This window comes from Caenispirillum salinarum, from assembly GCF_044803115.1.
Classification (GTDB): Bacteria; Pseudomonadota; Alphaproteobacteria; order Rhodospirillales; family Rhodospirillaceae; genus Caenispirillum; species Caenispirillum salinarum_A.
The window spans coordinates 2,198,198-2,212,974 of record NZ_CP085224.1; the positions used below are offsets into that span (position 1 = coordinate 2,198,198).

The window sequence follows — 14,777 nt, forward strand, 5'->3', positions numbered from 1 at the left end:
CGCAATTGATCGCGGCAACGCCGCGAAGCCTTGGTGTTCTTGGTGTCTTGGTGGCCTCGATCAAAGAACGAGGGAGCGACAATGAACCTGACACCGCGCGAGAAGGACAAGCTGCTCGTCTCCATGGCCGCCATGGTGGCGCGGCGGCGGCTGGAGCGGGGGGTAAAGCTCAACCATCCGGAGGCCGTGGCGCTCATCACCGACTACGTGGTGGAGGGCGCGCGCGACGGGCGTTCGGTGGCGGACCTCATGCGCGACGGCGCCACCGTCATCACCCGCGATCAGGTGATGGAGGGAGTGGCCGAGATGATCCACGAAATCCAGGTGGAGGCCACCTTCCCCGACGGCACCAAGCTGGTGACCGTCCATGCGCCCATCCGCTGACGAAAGGAGCCCGGCACCATGATTCCCGGCGAGATCATTCCGGCGGACGGCGAGATCGTCCTCAACGACAACCGGCCCACCACCACCGTCACCGTCAAGAACACCGGCGACCGCCCGGTGCAGGTGGGCAGCCACTTCCACTTCGCGGAGGTCAACCCGGCGCTGGAATTCGACCGGGGCAAGGCGCGCGGCCAGCGGCTGGACATACCGGCGGGTTCGGCGGTGCGGTTCGAGCCCGGCCAGTCCCGCGACGTGGAGCTGATTCCCTATGACGGCGACGGCGTGGTGATCGGCTTCAACGCCCACGTCGACGGCAAGCTGGAGGGCTGAGGGCATGGCGTACAAGATCGACCGAGGCTCCTACGCCGGCATGTTCGGCCCGACCACCGGCGACCGTATCCGGCTTGCGGACTCCGAACTGTTCATCGAGGTGGAGAAAGACTTCACCACCTACGGCGAGGAGGTGAAGTTCGGCGGCGGCAAGGTGATCCGCGACGGCATGGGGCAATCCCAGCGGTCCCGCGCGCAGGGTGCGGTGGACACCGTCATCACCAACGCGCTGATCCTGGACCACTGGGGCGTGGTGAAGGCGGACGTCGGGCTCAAGGACGGCCGCATCGCCGCCATCGGCAAGGCCGGCAACCCCGACATTCAGGACAACGTGACCATCATCATCGGACCGGGGACGGAGGTCATCGCCGGCGAGGGGAAAATCCTGACGGCCGGCGGCATCGACGCCCACATCCACTGGATCTGCCCGCAACAGGTGGAGGACGCCCTGCATTCGGGCATCACCACAATGCTCGGCGGCGGCACCGGCCCGGCGGCGGGCACCAATGCCACCACCTGCACGCCCGGCCCCTGGCACATGGCGCGGATGCTCCAGGCGGCGGAAGGGCTGCCGGTCAACATCGGCTTCTTCGGCAAGGGCAACGCCAGCCGCCCGGATTCCCTGCGGGAGCAGGTGGAGGCGGGCGCCATCGGCCTCAAGCTGCACGAGGATTGGGGCACCACGCCGTCGGCCATCGACTGCTGCCTGACGGTGGCCGAAGAAATGGACGTCCAGGTCGCCATCCACACCGACACGCTGAACGAGTCGGGCTTCGTGGAGAACACCGTGGCCGCCTTCAAGGGCCGCAGCATCCACGCCTTCCATACCGAGGGCGCGGGCGGCGGGCACGCGCCGGACATCATCAAGCTGGCCGGCGAGGCGAACGTGCTGCCGTCAAGCACCAACCCCACGCGGCCCTTCACGGTGAACACCCTGGACGAGCACCTGGATATGCTCATGGTGTGCCATCACCTGGACCCGAAAATTCCCGAGGACGTGGCCTTTGCCGAAAGCCGCATCCGGCGCGAGACCATCGCGGCGGAAGATATTCTGCACGACCTGGGCGCGTTCTCCATGATCGCATCGGACAGCCAGGCCATGGGCCGGGTCGGCGAGGTCATCACCCGCACCTGGCAGACGGCGCACAAGATGAAGGTCCAGCGCGGCCGGCTGGCGGGAGAGCAGGGCGAGAACGACAACCTGCGCGCCCGCCGCTACATCGCCAAGTACACCATCAACCCCGCCATCACCCACGGCATTGCCAAGCATGTGGGCTCGGTGGAGGTGGGCAAGCTCGCGGATCTGGTGCTGTGGTCGCCGGCCTTCTTCGGCGCCAAGCCCGACATGGTGCTGAAGTCCGGCACCATCATGTCGGCGCTGATGGGCGACCCCAACGCGTCGATCCCCACGCCTCAGCCGGTCCACTACCGTCCCATGTTCGGCGCCTTCGGCCGGTCCATGCAGGCGTCGTGCGTGACCTTCGTTTCCGGCGCCGCCACGGGCCTGGGGGACGCGCTGGGCCTGAACCGGGCGCTGGTGGCGGTGGAGGGCTGCCGGTCGGTGACCAAGGCCGACATGGTGCTGAACGACGCCTGCCCGAAGATCGAGGTGGACCCGGAAACCTACGAGGTCCGCGCCGACGGGGAGTTGCTGACCTGCGAACCGGCGGAGGTTCTGCCCATGGCGCAGCGGTATTTCCTGTTCTGACCCCAACAGTGTGCGGCGAGGCCACCAAGACACGAAGGACACGAAGGCTTCGCGGCTGCGCCGCGATGAGGACGTGAGGGAGGCGCGGCCTCCCTCACACTCCCTCGAAGACTTTCTGGAAGCCAGGGTCCTTCATTTCCGCTTGGATCGGTCTCTTGGTGTTCTTTGTGTCTTGGTGGCTCCAAACAACATACAGAAGGCCCTTTCAAGAATGATCCGCGCCACCCGTGTCCTTCCCGCCCACTCCTGGGACGCCGAGTCCGCCACCGGCTCCGTCACCCTGCCCATGGCCGAGCGGCACCGCCGGCGCATCCGGCTGGAGACCGACCAGGGCGGGGCGGTGCTGCTGGACCTGCCTGTTGCCGTCATGCTCAACCACGGCGACGGCCTCGCGCTGGAGGACGGCGGGACCTTGCGCGTCATCGCGGCGGCAGAGGACGTGGCGGATATCGGCTGCGCCGACGCCGTTCATCTGGCCCGCGTCGCCTGGCACCTGGGCAACCGGCACCTGCCGCTTCAGGTGGTGGACAACCGCACGCTCCGCATCGGCTGGGATCATGTGATCGCCGAGATGGTGGAGGGCCTCGGCGCCTCCGTCAGCCGCAAGACCCGGCCCTTCCAGCCCGAGGGCGGGGCGTATTCCGGCGGCGGACATGATCACGGGCATTCCCATTCCCACGATGACGACGGCCACGCCCATGCTTGACGACCTCGGCCTCTACCGCCTGATGACGTGGTTGTCGCCGTCTTTTCCGGTCGGCGCTTATACGTATTTACATGGTCTGGAATGGGCGGTGGAGACGGGCGCGGTCCACGACCGCCTGACGCTCATGGATTGGGTGGAGGGCGTGCTGCTGCACGGCGCCGGCCGCACCGATGCCGACCTGTTCCGCGCGGGTCACGGTGCGGTGGGCGTGGCGCTCGACACGGTGGTCGAGGTCGCGGACGCCCTGCGAGGCACGGCGGAGCTTGCCATGGAAAGCGCCAACCAGGGCCGCGCCTTCCTGACGGCCGTCACCGCAAGCTGGCCGCATCCGCGCCTGGACGATCTGGCGGCGCGCTGCCGGGCGCTGGAGCGACCGCCGAGCTATCCCGTCGCCGTGGCCGTCGCCGCCTCGGCCCATGGGGTGCCGCTGGAGCCTGCCTTGACAGCCTATCTCCACGCGCTGGCCGCAAATCTGGTGAGCGCGGCGGTGCGCCTGGTGCCGCTGGGCCAGACGGACGGGCAGAAGGCCCAGGCCGCGCTGGCGGCGACCGTTCACGAGGCCGCGTCGGCGGCGCTGGTGCGCGATTGGGAGGACCTGGGCGCGGCGGCGCCGGTGGTCGACCTGTTCAGCATGTTCCACGAAACGCAATACACGAGGCTCTTCCGCTCATGACCGCTTCCGCTTCCTCTCCCCTTCGCGTCGGCATCGGCGGCCCCGTCGGCTCGGGCAAGACCGCGCTGCTGGACGCGCTGTGCAAGACGATGCGCGACCACTGGCGCATTGCGGCCATCACCAACGACATCTATACGCGCGAGGACGCCGAATTCCTCACCCGCTCCGGCGCGCTGCCGCCCGACCGCATCGCAGGCGTGGAGACGGGCGGCTGCCCGCACACCGCCATCCGCGAGGACGCTTCCATCAACCTCGCGGCGGTGGCGGACATGCACGCGCGCTTTCCGGACCTGGAAGTGATCTTTGTGGAAAGCGGCGGCGACAACCTGTCGGCCACCTTTTCGCCGGAACTGGCGGACATCACCATCTACGTCATTGACGTGTCCGCCGGCGACAAGATCCCGCGCAAGGGCGGGCCGGGCATCACGCGCTCCGACCTGCTGCTCATCAATAAGATCGACCTGGCGCCCATGGTGGGGGCCTCGCTGGAGGTCATGGACCGGGACGCGAAAAAGATGCGTGGCGACCGGCCTTTTCTCTTTGCCCAGGTCAAGGAGGGGAAGGGCGTTGCCGAAGTGGTGGACTTCCTGGTGCATAAGGGGGGCCTGAGGGACGCGCTCGGCGGTCGCTAGGCGTATCGGGGAACCGTGGCGTCGGGCAGGTGTTGGGTGGATAAGTCCGGCCGAGGGCCGGTCCTACAATCAAATCCGACCCGGAGGAAACCCATGAACGTCAGCGAAATCATGAGCAAGGACGTCCACCTCGTCGACCCCGACACCACCATCCGCGAGTGCGCCAAGCGCATGCGCGACGAGGACATCGGCGCCTTTCCGGTCGGCGAGAACGACAAGCTGATCGGCGTCGTCACCGACCGCGACATCACGGTCCGCTGCGTCGCCGGGGACACCGACCTGTCCAGCGCCACGGTGCGCGACGCCATGAGCGAGGGCGTGCTGTGGTGCTTCGACGACGACGACGTGGAGAAGGCCGCGAAAAGCATGGCCGAGCACCAGATCCGCCGCATGCCGGTCATCAACCATGACAAGCGCATGTGCGGTGTGGTGACCGTGGCCGACCTGGCGAAGGCCGGCGTCGAGCACGCCGAGTACATCGCCTATCGCGATATCGCCAGCCCGTCGGGCGAGGAACGCAAGATGTAAGCGGTCCGACCGCGCGTTAGCGAAAACGACGGCGCCCCGGCCACCCGGCCGCGGCGCCGTCGTTATGCCCGCAGACGCAACCGCCAAGGGAGGAGCCCATGCGCATCACAAGCGACGCCATCAAGCCCGACGGAGAACTTCCCCAGCGCTACAGCAAGGACGACAGGGCCTTTTCGCCGCCCGTGTCGTGGTCCGGCGTGCCGGCCGGCACGAAGGAACTGGTGCTGGTGATGGAGCAGACGACGCCGTCGACCCAGCCGCCGCACGTCCACTGGTGCGTCTACGGCATGGGCCCGGACACGGGCGGCTTGCCGGAGGGCATCATGTCGCAGACCGATCCCGACGACCTGCCCATCGAGCAGGCCAGGGGCGACGCCGGCAAGACCGGCTACGACGCGCCCGTCGGCACCATCAGCAAGCGCCTGGACCTGCGGCTGCGCCTGCTGGCCCTGGACCGCACGCTGGACATGCAGCCCGGCGCCGACGCGCATGCGGTGATCGAGGCGGCCGAGGCGGCGGCGAAGGATGAGGCGGTGCTGACCTTTCACTACACCCGCGCGCCGTAAGGCGAGGCGAGCGGGGCGGCTCTTGAGCGGCGGGCGGGGGGTGGGTATAACCGCTGCACCGCACATCGTGTCCCACCCACACACATCGAGACCGCCTCACATGCTCGACCTCAAGCAGATCAAAGCCGACCCGGACGCCGTGGCCCGCGGGCTCGCCAAGCGCCTGCCCGACGTGGACTTCAGCGAAATCCTGGAGCTTGATCGTCGATCGCGCGAGCTGATCGGGCAGATCGAGGCGCTGCGGGCGGAGCGCAAGGACATCGCCCGCCAGATCGGCCAGAAGAAGAAGGCCGGCGAGGACTCGGCCGACCTGGAAGCGCGCGCCGCCGAAATCAAGAAGGGCATCGAGGACGGCGAACCGGAGCTGGACGCCCTCAAGGAAAAGCTTCAGACCCTGCTGGCCGAACTGCCCAACATCCCCGACGAGATCGTGCCGCCGGGCGGCAAGGAGAACAACCAGGTCGTCCACACCTGGGGCGAGGCGCCCGATCGCGGCGACTGGGGCCTGGACCATATGGAGTTGTCCCAGCGCCTGAAGCTGATCGACTACGAGCGCGGCGTGAAGATCGGCGGCAGCGGCTTCTGGCTGTATACCGGCATGGGGGCGGCGCTGGAGTGGGCGCTGCTCAACTACTTCTGCCAGAAACACTTCAAGGACGGCTATCAGTTCCTGCTGCCGCCGCACATGCTGGTGCACGAATGCGGCTACGCCGCCGGCCAGTTTCCCAAGTTCACCGACGACGTCTTCCACCTGCAGACGGACGAGGGCGAGCGCGACCGCTTCCTGCTGCCGACGGCTGAAACGGCCATCCTGAACGTCTACCGCGACGAAATCCTCAAGCCCGAGCAACTGCCCACCAAGTGCTTCGCCTACACGCCCTGCTACCGCCGCGAGGCGGGCAGCGCGCGCACCGAGGAACGCGGCATGATCCGCGGCCACCAGTTCAACAAGGTGGAGATGTTCCAGTTCACCGCGCCCGAGGACGGCAAGGCCGCGCTGGATGAACTGGTGGGCCGCGCCCAGGGCATCATGGAGGAACTGGGCCTGCACTACCGGACGTCGCTGCTGGCCGCCGAAGACGCAAGCGCCTCCATGGCGCTGACCTACGACATCGAGGTCTGGCTGCCGTCGCTCGGCATCTACAAGGAGGTCGCCTCGGTCTCCTGGGCGCGCGACTACCAGGCGCGGCGGGCCAACATCCGCTTCAAGCCCAAGGGCGCCAAGCAGACGGAGTTCATCCACACCCTGAACGGCTCGGGCCTCGCCACCAGCCGCCTGTTCCCGGCCATCCTGGAGCAGCACCAGCGCCCCGATGGCTCCGTCACGGTGCCGGAAGTGCTGCGCCCGTGGCTGGGCGTGGACGTGCTGGAGCCGCAGCAGGGCTGAGCACAGTAGGGGCCTAACCTGGATCAAGAGGGGTTCCCGAGGCCTCGGTGCGCAAGGCGGAGCGGCGGACCAGAGGGGATGCCGGCCGCTCAGGCCGGACGCTCACGGTCCCGCCGGGACGGCGTGGCGGGGTCTTGGGCGGCCATGGGCGTGTCCTCCGGGTCGAAGGCGGTCATTCATTCCACGTCTTCCAGGTCATCCTCCGGCACCCCCAGCGACGCCAGCCCCTCGGCCATCAGGTCGCCGAGCCCCGGCGTCTCCATCAGGTAGGCCGCGGCGCGGCGGGTGCGGCCGCTTGCGGCGTCGGCCAGGGCGTCGTCCCAGGTGGACGGGTCGTAATCGCCCCGGCCCAGCCAGACCACCGCCAGCACTTCCGCCTTCTGGTCGTCGGTCAGGTCGTCCAGCGCCTCGCGCAGTTCGTCGCGCGTGGCGTCGCGCTCGACCACCGCTTCGCGGGGCGTTTCCAGGGGACCCAGTTCCATATCCGCCTCGATGCTTTGCTCCGCCGCATCCAGGTGGCGGGCGCGGGCGATGAGAAAGGCGTAGGTCGCCAGCGGCGTGACCAGTTCCGGCGACTCGCTGCCGTCCGTGTCGTCGAGGATGTTCTGCATGACGGGCCTCCATTCGGGAGCCTTGTCCCGACAGGATGGCGGCAATACCGTCCGCCGGTATTGACGCAGGTTAGCTCCGAAGGACGGAAGCGGCTTAACCTGTATCAGCCCGGCGGCGCGTCCGCTGTGGTCTCCTGCGGCCCGAGGCCGTCACGCCATGGCTGAGACGGCCTCAGCCCTTGGGAATGAAGGAAATGGAACCGTTGCGCTCCAGGTAGGCCTCCTTGAAGGCGGACAGGTCGGGCTTGCCCTTCAGGCGCGCGGCCTCGCGCATGTCGTTCTCGGTGACGCCGCTGGTCTTCATGGCCGCATGATCCAGCACGCCATCCTTCATGAGCGCCTTCTCCCGCCCCTTGATGACCATGCCCAGGGGCTGCCAGCGGCAGGAGATGTGGGTGAGCAGGGCGTGCATCAGCACCAGTACCCCGGTGGCGGCAACGGTTGGGATGAAGGGGACGGTGGCCGTGATGGCGCGACTGATGTTCGACCCGACGATGATCGCCAGGATGATGTCGAAGGCGCCGAACTTGCCGAAGGCGCGGCGGTCGGCGAGCCGGACGTAGATCAGCCCGATCAGGAACAGCACGGCGGCGCGAATGCTCATCTGCCACCAGGTGATCGTGTCCGCGTCGGAACCGATGACGCGGTGGAGCCAGTCCAGGGACTGCGGGTCCATGACGAAAGCCTCCCGAAAAGCGGCGTCTGAGGGAGGCAACGATGGCGCGGGGCCGCAGGCTCGATCGGCGGGCACGCCTTTTTCAATGTTGGCCGGGCGAAACACCCCGGCGGGCGGGCCAGCCGGGGCGTCCGGCGCGACCGATCCGCCGCTTCCCGTCCGGGGCTGCGGGCAAAGGGTATGGCGGTGCATTTCCCTGCACGGACACCGACGGCGAAACGCAACGCGCCGCGTCGCGTCCACCGCATGGAACTGGGCACGGCGGGTCCGTTTTGGATGGTCGGCGGGAAGAGTGGCGCGCCCTACTGGATTCGAACCAGTGACCGTCCGCTTAGAAGGCGGATGCTCTATCCAGCTGAGCTAAGGGCGCATGCGCGTCACGCGCCGGAGCGGTGGGTGTGCCGGGCCGGCGCGTGAACACGGACATCAGGCGCGGGACGACGCCTCAGGAAACCTTGTCGTAGGCGAAATTCGCCGCATAGGACTTGGGCCGCACGCGGCGCTCCTTGGGCTCGTAGACCTTGTAGTCGTAGCCCTGCTGCTTGGCGTAGGCGATGGCCTCGTCCTTTGTGGCGAACCACAGCTTGACCTGCTGGCGCGTGTCGCGGCCGCTGGTCCACCCCATCAGGGGGTCGATGTTGCGCGGGGCCTGCGGTTCGAACTCCAGAAGCCAGCGCCGCGTGTTGCCGCGGCCCGACTGCATGGCCGTCTTGGCCGGCCGGTGGATGCGCACGGAGATCGCCATCGTCGTGTCCCTCGTTGATCTCTCCTGGTCGGGGCGAGAGGATTCGAACCTCCGGCTTCCTGCTCCCAAAGCAGGTGCTCTACCAGGCTGAGCTACGCCCCGTGTGGGGGTGAAACCTATGGTCTCGCACACCGTTTGGCAAGCGTCCCGTGCCACCCTTCGCACCCGCCTCCTGCCTACCCGTGCGAGTGGGGCGCCCGATCGAATGGCGTGGCACTATATCCACATTGCGACAAAGGTCGCTGTTCTGTAACATGCGGGCGCTCCACAAGGCTCGGTCGACAGGCAGCGGGAGTCGGGTACATGCCTTTCATGACGTGGCGGGACGAGTACAGCGTGCATCACGCAACGCTGGACTTCGACCATCAGATGCTTATCAACATCATCAACCAGCTTTTCGACGCCATGGCGGAAAAGCAGGGGCACGAGGTTGTCGGCCGCACCATTGAAAGTCTGGAGCGCTACGTCCAGGTGCACTTCGCGCGCGAGGAAAAGGTCATGCGCGAGTGCAACTATCCGGACTTCGGACCCCACGCCGAGGGTCACCGCGAGATCGAGCGCACGGTGGCCGACATCCGCAGCCTGTGGGAGCGCGCACCCGATGAGGTGAACTGCGCCGAGGTCATGCGGTTTCTCAAGACGTGGCTGGTCAACCACATCCTCAAGACCGACATGAAATACGCTCCCTACGTGGAGCATGAAGGCCGCCTGCCCGAGATGGTGGAGTAGGCGTCGGCCCTTCGTCCCTCAAGCCAAAAAAAAGACCGCGCCGGCGGGGCCGGGCGGTCTCTAGGCTTAAAGAGGGGACTGATCATGTCGCATTCTCAGCCAAGACCTACTGTGCGCCTCGGGCTTTTCGCTGTCAAACGCAACATTCCTGCGGACAAGTGTGCGCAAATTCCCCCGCGGTTGTATCAGGAATAGATGTCAGGCATCTGGTCCAGTGCCGCCCGCACCACTTTTTCCACCGCCTCGCGCCGCATATCGCGGGTGATGAAGACCAGCCGGCTCTTGCGGTCGTGGCCCTCGGGCCAGGCGGGCAGGGTGGCCGGCGGGTGGAAGACGTGCTGCACGCCGTGCACCGCCACCGGCTCCTCCTGGCCCTTCACGGCCAGGATGCCCTTGAGCCGCAACAGGTTCTCACCCTTGGACGCGATGATCATCTCCAGCGCTTCGGCCAGGTGCAGCCATTCCACCGGCTCGTCGAGCGTGAGGCAGAAGGCGTCGATGCCGTCGCCGTGGCGGTTCACGTCGTGGTGGTGGTGACCGTGGCCGTGGCCGTGGTCATGCCCACGCCCGTGCCCGCCGTCATGCTCGGTGTAGGCTTCCGCCTTCAGCCAGCCTTCCACGTCGGGAATCTTGCTGCCCGGCTTGAACAGGCCGGCGTTGAGGATGTCCGGCGGCGCCAGAACGCCGTTTTCCGCCACAAGCCGCGGGGCCGACGGGTTCAGCTCCGCCAGCCGGCCGTGCAGGGATTGCAGTGCCTCGGCATCCGCCAGGTCGGTCTTGGTCATGACGATGCGGTCTGCGACGGCCACCTGCTTGACCGACTCCCGGTGGCGGTCGAGCTGATCCGCGCCATGCACCGCGTCGACCGTCGTCACGATGCCGTCCAGGCGGTATCGCGCGCCGATCAGCGGGTCGGTCATCATGGTATGGAGGATGGGCGCGGGGTCGGCCAGGCCGGTGGTCTCGATCACCAGCCGGGTGAACTCCACCTCGCCACGCACACGCTTGAGGAACAGGTCGCGCAGGGCGGTCACCAGGTCGCCCCGCACCGTGCAGCACAGGCAGCCGGAGTTGAGCAGGACGATATCGTCCTTCACCTCGCGCACCAGCATGTGGTCAAGGCCGATCTCGCCGAACTCGTTGATGAGCACGGCGGTCTCGGACAGTTCCGGCTGCTGGACCAGATGGTTGAGCAGCGTTGTCTTGCCGCTGCCCAGGAAGCCGGTGAGGATGGTGACGGGGATGGTGTCGGCGGTCGTGGTGCTGTCGGTCATCGGCCGTACAGGTCCTCCGGCGCGATTTCGGGCTCGGTGATGTTGACCAGCGCCTCCCCGCGCGGCGCCTTATAGAAGCAGCTCCGCCGCCCGGTGTGGCAGGCCACGCCGGTCTGGTCGACGAGCGCCAGCACCGTGTCGCCGTCGCAGTCCAGCCGCAGGTCCATGAGGTGCTGCTCCTGGCCCGAGCTTTCGCCCTTGCGCCAGAGCTTGGACCTTGAGCGCGACCAGTAGCACACGCGGCCGGTGCGCAGGGTTTCGCGCAGGGCGTCCTCGTTCATCCAGGCCATCATCAGCACCTCGCCGGTGTCGTGCTGCTGGGCGATGCAGGCGATCAGGCCGTCGGCGTTGAAGCGGGCGTCGGCCACCATGGCGTCGGCGGCGGCATCGGCGGCGGGGAAGGTGGTGGTTTCGCTGGTCATGATGTCCGTCATATGGGTCAGCCGGCGGCGGCGCGGAAGGCATCCAGCGCCTGATCCAGATCCGCCTTCAGGTCGTCGGTATCCTCCAGCCCGATGTGCAGGCGCACCACCGGCCCGTCGGACTGGAACGTGGTGGCGGTGCGCTGGATGGCGCCGGTGGCGGGGATCGCCAGGCTCTCGAACCCGCCCCAGGAAAAGCCCAGGCCGAACAGCTTCAGCGCGTCCAGGAAGGCGTTCATGGCCGTGACGTTGTTCTCGCCGGCCGCGGCCAGTTCCACGCCCATCAGGCCGGATGCGCCCGTGAAGTCGCGTTTCCAGATGGCGTGGCCGGGGTCGCCGGGCAGGGCGGGATAGAGCACGCGGGTGACATCGGGGCGCGCCTCCAGCCATTGCGCGATCTCCAGCGCGGCGCGCTGGTGCTGCTCCAGCCGCACCTTCATGGTGCGCAGGCCGCGCAGGGCCAGGAAGGCATCGTCGCCCGACAGGCTGTAGCCGAAGGCGGACGTGGTGCTCTTGATGCGGGTGAACAGCTCCGGCGTCTTGCAGACGATCAGCCCCACCATGGCGTCGGAATGACCGACGATGTACTTGGTGCCGGCGTGGATGGAGACATCGACGCCGTGGTCGAAAGGCTTGAAGTACAGCGGCGTCGCCCAGGTGTTGTCGATGGCGACCAGCGCGCCCCGCGCATGGGCGGCCTCGGCGATGGCGGGAACGTCCTGCATTTCGAAGGTCAGCGATCCCGGCGCCTCGGTGAAGACCACCTTGGTGTTATCGCGCATCAGGTCGGCGATGCCCGCGCCGACGAGCGGGTCGTAATAGGTGGTCTCGACGCCGAAGCGCGCCAGCACCTCGTCGCAGAACTTGCGCGTGGGGAAATAGGCGCTGTCGGTCATCAGCAGGTGGTCGCCGGCCGACAGCAGGCCCGTCAGGCATCCGGCAATGGCCGCCAGGCCCGAGGACGTGGCGATGGCGCGCGCGCCACCCTCAAGCTCGGCCACGGCCGCTTCCAGATCCATGGTCGACGGCGTGCCCAGGCGGCCGTAATCGACCATGTCGAACTTGTTGCGCACCTTCTCCTTCAGCTCCGCCACGGACCCCGACAGGATGGTGGAGCAGCGGTAGACCGGCGTGTTGACGGCCCCGTGGAAGCGGGCGGGGTGGCGCCCGGCGTGGACGATACGGGTATCCTCTTTCATGATTTCGAAATGTCTCCGTGTTGAAATGCGGCCGCGCGCGGTCATCTGCCTCGCATTCTGACCGCCGAGGCCGGGGACTTCCAGTCCCATGCGACCAAAGAGGCAGTCACAAAGCGGTAAAATTGGCTTGTGTGCGGTGCAAAAAAGGCGCACGGTTTCACAGACGCGACAGTCCGCGCAACCGCATCTGACGGGTCGCGTTCGTTGCGAAAGGCCAGCAATTCCGGGCTTTGCTCCGAATGCGCTGGAATTGAAACAGACGGTGCGCTATATTGCACTGCAACAAGGCCGCGGCATCGAATCGCAGCCAGGAGGGAATCAGTCCAGCGGTTCGTCCTGCTTGACTGATCTTTAGGAGAAGACCCATGCCCGGTACGCCCACGGCGCATCACGCATATAATCTGTTCTCCCTCACCATGGAAAGTCGCCACGGCTGCGACTGGCGGGAGAAGGTTGAGCCTTACTCGGTCGCGCTTCTGGCCGACGAGATCGTGCTCGGTTTCGGCGCCGAGCCCCTGACCGGCTCCGCCACCCAGTCGGGCGGTGCGGTGCCCACCGTCTGGCGCTTCCCCGACGGCTCCACCTGCCGCACGGGCCATTTCGGCCTGAAGATGGAAGACGAGCTGCGTAAAAGCGCTTGAAAGCTGACGGCCCGCGCGGGGCGTGAGGGGCGCGGCGCCTGACCTGCCGACGCTCCCGCCCTGGCGGCCTTGGGCGCTTCCTGAAGGGCCTGGGAAACGAGCGCGGCAGCTTGTTCAGCAGCGGACGTGGATTCCTGCTTTCGCAGGAATGACGATTGGTGTCGCACTATTCAGCAAGTATTTGCCGTCGTCTCAGCGAAGGCTGAACCCACGTACATCGTCGGCCGTCCAGGCGGCCGATCCCTCTATGCCGCCCCATCCGGCTCCAGCCACCGCGACATGACGGTGACGTCGCTTTCCTCATACCCCTGCGCGACGTAGAAGTCCTGCACGGCGGCGTTGTCCCGCCGCACCATCAGCATCACCTTCCAGCAGCCTTGCGCGGCGAGCCACCCTTCCGCCGCCCGCACCATGCGCCGGCCCAGGCCCGTGCCCTGGAGGTCGGGGCGGACGGCGACGTAGTACATCCAGCCCCTATGCCCCTCGTGCCCGCAAAGAACCGAGGCCTGCAGCGCACCGGCGTCGTCCGCGTCCTCTGCCACCAGCAGCTCCGCGGTCGGCGTGGCGCGGGCGAAGGCGATGTCGCGGGCCGGCGGGTTCCACGGCGGGGTCAGGCCGCAGGCCTCCCAGAGCGCGGCGAGCGCCGCCTCCTCGCCGTCCTTCAGCGGACGGATCACCGGCCCGCCCGCATCCATCAGGCTTCCACCGGCACGTCGTCTCGGTTGCCCCATTCGGCCCACGACCCGTCATAGACGGCCACGTTCCGCTTGCCCAGGCGGTAGGCCGCCAGGGGCAGCACGCAGGCGGTCACGCCCGATCCGCAGTAGGCGACCACCGGCTTGTCCAGATCGATGCCGGCCTTGGTGAACCGCTCGCGCAGGACAGGTGCGGGCAGCATCTCGCCGGTCGTGGGGTCGAAAAGCTCCGGCCACGGCAGGTTGAGCGCGCCCGGAATGTGGCCCTTGTGCCGGCTCGGGCGCGGTTCCTCGGCCGTGCCGGCGTAGCGTTCGGCGCTGCGAAGGTCGACCACCTGTTCGCGCTGGCTGTCCAGGTTGGCGATCATGGCGTCGATGTCGCGCACCAGCGTGGTGTCCATGCGCGCGGTGAAGTGGCGCGGGGTGGGGACGGGCGGAATGTCCTCCGTGGCGCCCCCTTCGCGCTGCCACTTGGGCAGACCGCCGTCCAGCACCAAGACCGACCGGGCGCCGTAGACGCGGAACATCCACCACACGCGCGCCGCCGCCATGCCGCCGCCGTTGCTGTCGTAGACCACCAGCGTGTTGCCGTCGCCAAGCCCCAGCTTGCGCACCTTGGCGGCAAACTTGGTCTGGTCGGGCAGCATGTGCGGCAGGTCCGACGTGGTGTCGGCGATGTCGTCGATGTCGAAGAACACCGCGCCCGGAATGTGGCACTCGCGATACTCGGCCTTGGCGTCGCGGGGCGTCGTCGGCAGGAAGCTGCTGGCGTCGACCACGCGCACGTCCGGGGCGTCGATCCGCTGCCTGAGCCAATCGGTGCTGACCAGGGCGTCGGGGTTGGCGTCGGTCATGTCTCCGTCCTGTCTCG

General features: G+C 67.5%; 19 protein-coding genes and 2 tRNA genes. 11 read left to right on the forward strand and 10 right to left on the reverse strand.

Features of this window, described 5'->3' with window-relative positions:
• Positions 1-81 precede the first annotated feature (81 nt).
• The 9 genes from LG334_RS10035 (at position 82) to serS (ending at position 6,914) form a co-directional block, all read left to right on the forward strand.
• Positions 82-384, forward strand: a complete 303-nt coding sequence (locus tag LG334_RS10035) for an urease subunit gamma (protein WP_009541992.1) — start codon at positions 82-84, stop codon at positions 382-384.
• Between the two features lie 18 nt (positions 385-402).
• Entirely contained in the window at positions 403-714 is a 312-nt protein-coding gene (locus tag LG334_RS10040; RefSeq protein ID WP_404385701.1) for an urease subunit beta, read from the forward strand.
• A gap of 4 nt (positions 715-718) precedes the next feature.
• Positions 719-2,422 (forward strand): urease subunit alpha, encoded by a 1,704-nt coding sequence (gene ureC / locus LG334_RS10045; protein ID WP_404385703.1) that lies wholly within the window; start codon positions 719-721, stop codon positions 2,420-2,422.
• Positions 2,423-2,633: 211 nt separating this feature from the next.
• Complete coding sequence (ureE, locus tag LG334_RS10050) at positions 2,634-3,128, forward strand: urease accessory protein UreE (protein ID WP_404385705.1); 495 nt, start codon at positions 2,634-2,636, stop codon at positions 3,126-3,128.
• Positions 3,121-3,801 (forward strand): urease accessory protein UreF, encoded by a 681-nt coding sequence (locus LG334_RS10055; protein WP_404385707.1) that lies wholly within the window; start codon positions 3,121-3,123, stop codon positions 3,799-3,801. The genes ureE and LG334_RS10055 overlap by 8 nt, the downstream gene beginning before the upstream one ends.
• Positions 3,798-4,433, forward strand: coding sequence for an urease accessory protein UreG (gene ureG, locus LG334_RS10060; protein WP_404385709.1), 636 nt, complete (start codon positions 3,798-3,800; stop codon positions 4,431-4,433). Before LG334_RS10055 ends, ureG begins: the two co-directional genes overlap by 4 nt.
• A gap of 93 nt (positions 4,434-4,526) precedes the next feature.
• Positions 4,527-4,961: a CBS domain-containing protein gene (locus LG334_RS10065; protein WP_404385711.1), complete on the forward strand. Its 435-nt coding sequence runs from the start codon at positions 4,527-4,529 to the stop codon at positions 4,959-4,961.
• A 98-nt stretch (positions 4,962-5,059) separates the two neighbouring features.
• Positions 5,060-5,527, forward strand: a complete 468-nt coding sequence (locus LG334_RS10070; protein ID WP_404385713.1) for a YbhB/YbcL family Raf kinase inhibitor-like protein — start codon at positions 5,060-5,062, stop codon at positions 5,525-5,527.
• A gap of 100 nt (positions 5,528-5,627) precedes the next feature.
• Complete coding sequence (gene serS, locus LG334_RS10075) at positions 5,628-6,914, forward strand: serine--tRNA ligase (protein WP_404385715.1); 1,287 nt, start codon at positions 5,628-5,630, stop codon at positions 6,912-6,914.
• 176 nt (positions 6,915-7,090) lie between these two features.
• Here the strand turns inward: serS and LG334_RS10080 are convergent, their stop codons facing one another.
• From LG334_RS10080 to LG334_RS10100, 5 genes are all read right to left on the reverse strand, one after another.
• Entirely contained in the window at positions 7,091-7,525 is a 435-nt protein-coding gene (locus LG334_RS10080) for a DUF3775 domain-containing protein (RefSeq protein ID WP_404385717.1), read from the reverse strand.
• Positions 7,526-7,697: 172 nt separating this feature from the next.
• Positions 7,698-8,201 (reverse strand): DUF421 domain-containing protein, encoded by a 504-nt coding sequence (locus LG334_RS10085; protein WP_404385719.1) that lies wholly within the window; start codon positions 8,199-8,201, stop codon positions 7,698-7,700.
• 293 nt (positions 8,202-8,494) lie between these two features.
• Positions 8,495-8,571: transfer RNA gene (locus LG334_RS10090), tRNA-Arg, on the reverse strand.
• Positions 8,572-8,646: 75 nt separating this feature from the next.
• Complete coding sequence (locus LG334_RS10095) at positions 8,647-8,946, reverse strand: ETC complex I subunit (protein ID WP_404385721.1); 300 nt, start codon at positions 8,944-8,946, stop codon at positions 8,647-8,649.
• A 25-nt stretch (positions 8,947-8,971) separates the two neighbouring features.
• A tRNA-Pro gene (locus tag LG334_RS10100) sits at positions 8,972-9,048 on the reverse strand.
• A 201-nt stretch (positions 9,049-9,249) separates the two neighbouring features.
• On the opposite strand from LG334_RS10100, the gene LG334_RS10105 reads away from it, so the two are divergent.
• Positions 9,250-9,675: a bacteriohemerythrin gene (locus LG334_RS10105; RefSeq protein WP_404385723.1), complete on the forward strand. Its 426-nt coding sequence runs from the start codon at positions 9,250-9,252 to the stop codon at positions 9,673-9,675.
• A gap of 185 nt (positions 9,676-9,860) precedes the next feature.
• Here the strand turns inward: LG334_RS10105 and LG334_RS10110 are convergent, their stop codons facing one another.
• The 3 genes from LG334_RS10110 to metC form a co-directional block, all read right to left on the reverse strand.
• Positions 9,861-10,949: a CobW family GTP-binding protein gene (locus LG334_RS10110; RefSeq protein WP_404385725.1), complete on the reverse strand. Its 1,089-nt coding sequence runs from the start codon at positions 10,947-10,949 to the stop codon at positions 9,861-9,863.
• Positions 10,946-11,320: a phosphoribosyl-AMP cyclohydrolase gene (hisI, locus tag LG334_RS10115; protein ID WP_404386348.1), complete on the reverse strand. Its 375-nt coding sequence runs from the start codon at positions 11,318-11,320 to the stop codon at positions 10,946-10,948. Before hisI ends, LG334_RS10110 begins: the two co-directional genes overlap by 4 nt.
• Before the next feature lie 68 nt (positions 11,321-11,388).
• A complete protein-coding gene (metC, locus tag LG334_RS10120) occupies positions 11,389-12,570 on the reverse strand; it encodes a cystathionine beta-lyase (RefSeq protein ID WP_404385727.1) in 1,182 nt (393 codons plus the stop codon).
• Positions 12,571-12,935: 365 nt separating this feature from the next.
• On the opposite strand from metC, the gene LG334_RS10125 reads away from it, so the two are divergent.
• Entirely contained in the window at positions 12,936-13,211 is a 276-nt protein-coding gene (locus tag LG334_RS10125; RefSeq protein ID WP_404385729.1) for a hypothetical protein, read from the forward strand.
• A gap of 245 nt (positions 13,212-13,456) precedes the next feature.
• Here LG334_RS10125 and LG334_RS10130 read toward each other — a convergent pair whose 3' ends face one another.
• Positions 13,457-13,906 carry a GNAT family acetyltransferase gene (locus LG334_RS10130; RefSeq protein WP_404385731.1) on the reverse strand — a complete coding sequence of 150 codons (450 nt, stop codon included), beginning with the start codon at positions 13,904-13,906 and terminating at the stop codon, positions 13,457-13,459.
• Positions 13,906-14,760 (reverse strand): 3-mercaptopyruvate sulfurtransferase, encoded by an 855-nt coding sequence (gene sseA / locus LG334_RS10135; RefSeq protein WP_404385733.1) that lies wholly within the window; start codon positions 14,758-14,760, stop codon positions 13,906-13,908. Before sseA ends, LG334_RS10130 begins: the two co-directional genes overlap by 1 nt.
• Between the last annotated feature and the right edge of the window lie 17 nt (positions 14,761-14,777).

What these genes read in the sequence shown, in the direction of transcription:
- LG334_RS10085 (WP_404385719.1), bottom strand. Translation starts at nt 8,201, where the DNA reads ATGGACCCGCAGTCCCTGGACTGGCTCCACCGCGTCATCGGTTCCGAC.
- LG334_RS10130 (WP_404385731.1), bottom strand. Translation starts at nt 13,906, where the DNA reads ATGGATGCGGGCGGGCCGGTGATCCGTCCGCTGAAGGACGGCGAGGAG.
- LG334_RS10110 (WP_404385725.1), bottom strand. Translation starts at nt 10,949, where the DNA reads ATGACCGACAGCACCACGACCGCCGACACCATCCCCGTCACCATCCTC.
- LG334_RS10035 (WP_009541992.1), top strand. Translation starts at nt 82, where the DNA reads ATGAACCTGACACCGCGCGAGAAGGACAAGCTGCTCGTCTCCATGGCC.
- hisI (WP_404386348.1), bottom strand. Translation starts at nt 11,320, where the DNA reads ATGGTGGCCGACGCCCGCTTCAACGCCGACGGCCTGATCGCCTGCATC.
- LG334_RS10105 (WP_404385723.1), top strand. Translation starts at nt 9,250, where the DNA reads ATGCCTTTCATGACGTGGCGGGACGAGTACAGCGTGCATCACGCAACG.
- LG334_RS10080 (WP_404385717.1), bottom strand. Translation starts at nt 7,525, where the DNA reads ATGCAGAACATCCTCGACGACACGGACGGCAGCGAGTCGCCGGAACTG.
- metC (WP_404385727.1), bottom strand. Translation starts at nt 12,570, where the DNA reads ATGAAAGAGGATACCCGTATCGTCCACGCCGGGCGCCACCCCGCCCGC.
- LG334_RS10065 (WP_404385711.1), top strand. Translation starts at nt 4,527, where the DNA reads ATGAACGTCAGCGAAATCATGAGCAAGGACGTCCACCTCGTCGACCCC.
- ureG (WP_404385709.1), top strand. Translation starts at nt 3,798, where the DNA reads ATGACCGCTTCCGCTTCCTCTCCCCTTCGCGTCGGCATCGGCGGCCCC.
- LG334_RS10070 (WP_404385713.1), top strand. Translation starts at nt 5,060, where the DNA reads ATGCGCATCACAAGCGACGCCATCAAGCCCGACGGAGAACTTCCCCAG.
- ureC (WP_404385703.1), top strand. Translation starts at nt 719, where the DNA reads ATGGCGTACAAGATCGACCGAGGCTCCTACGCCGGCATGTTCGGCCCG.
- sseA (WP_404385733.1), bottom strand. Translation starts at nt 14,760, where the DNA reads ATGACCGACGCCAACCCCGACGCCCTGGTCAGCACCGATTGGCTCAGG.
- serS (WP_404385715.1), top strand. Translation starts at nt 5,628, where the DNA reads ATGCTCGACCTCAAGCAGATCAAAGCCGACCCGGACGCCGTGGCCCGC.
- LG334_RS10095 (WP_404385721.1), bottom strand. Translation starts at nt 8,946, where the DNA reads ATGGCGATCTCCGTGCGCATCCACCGGCCGGCCAAGACGGCCATGCAG.
- ureE (WP_404385705.1), top strand. Translation starts at nt 2,634, where the DNA reads ATGATCCGCGCCACCCGTGTCCTTCCCGCCCACTCCTGGGACGCCGAG.
- LG334_RS10055 (WP_404385707.1), top strand. Translation starts at nt 3,121, where the DNA reads ATGCTTGACGACCTCGGCCTCTACCGCCTGATGACGTGGTTGTCGCCG.
- LG334_RS10125 (WP_404385729.1), top strand. Translation starts at nt 12,936, where the DNA reads ATGCCCGGTACGCCCACGGCGCATCACGCATATAATCTGTTCTCCCTC.
- LG334_RS10040 (WP_404385701.1), top strand. Translation starts at nt 403, where the DNA reads ATGATTCCCGGCGAGATCATTCCGGCGGACGGCGAGATCGTCCTCAAC.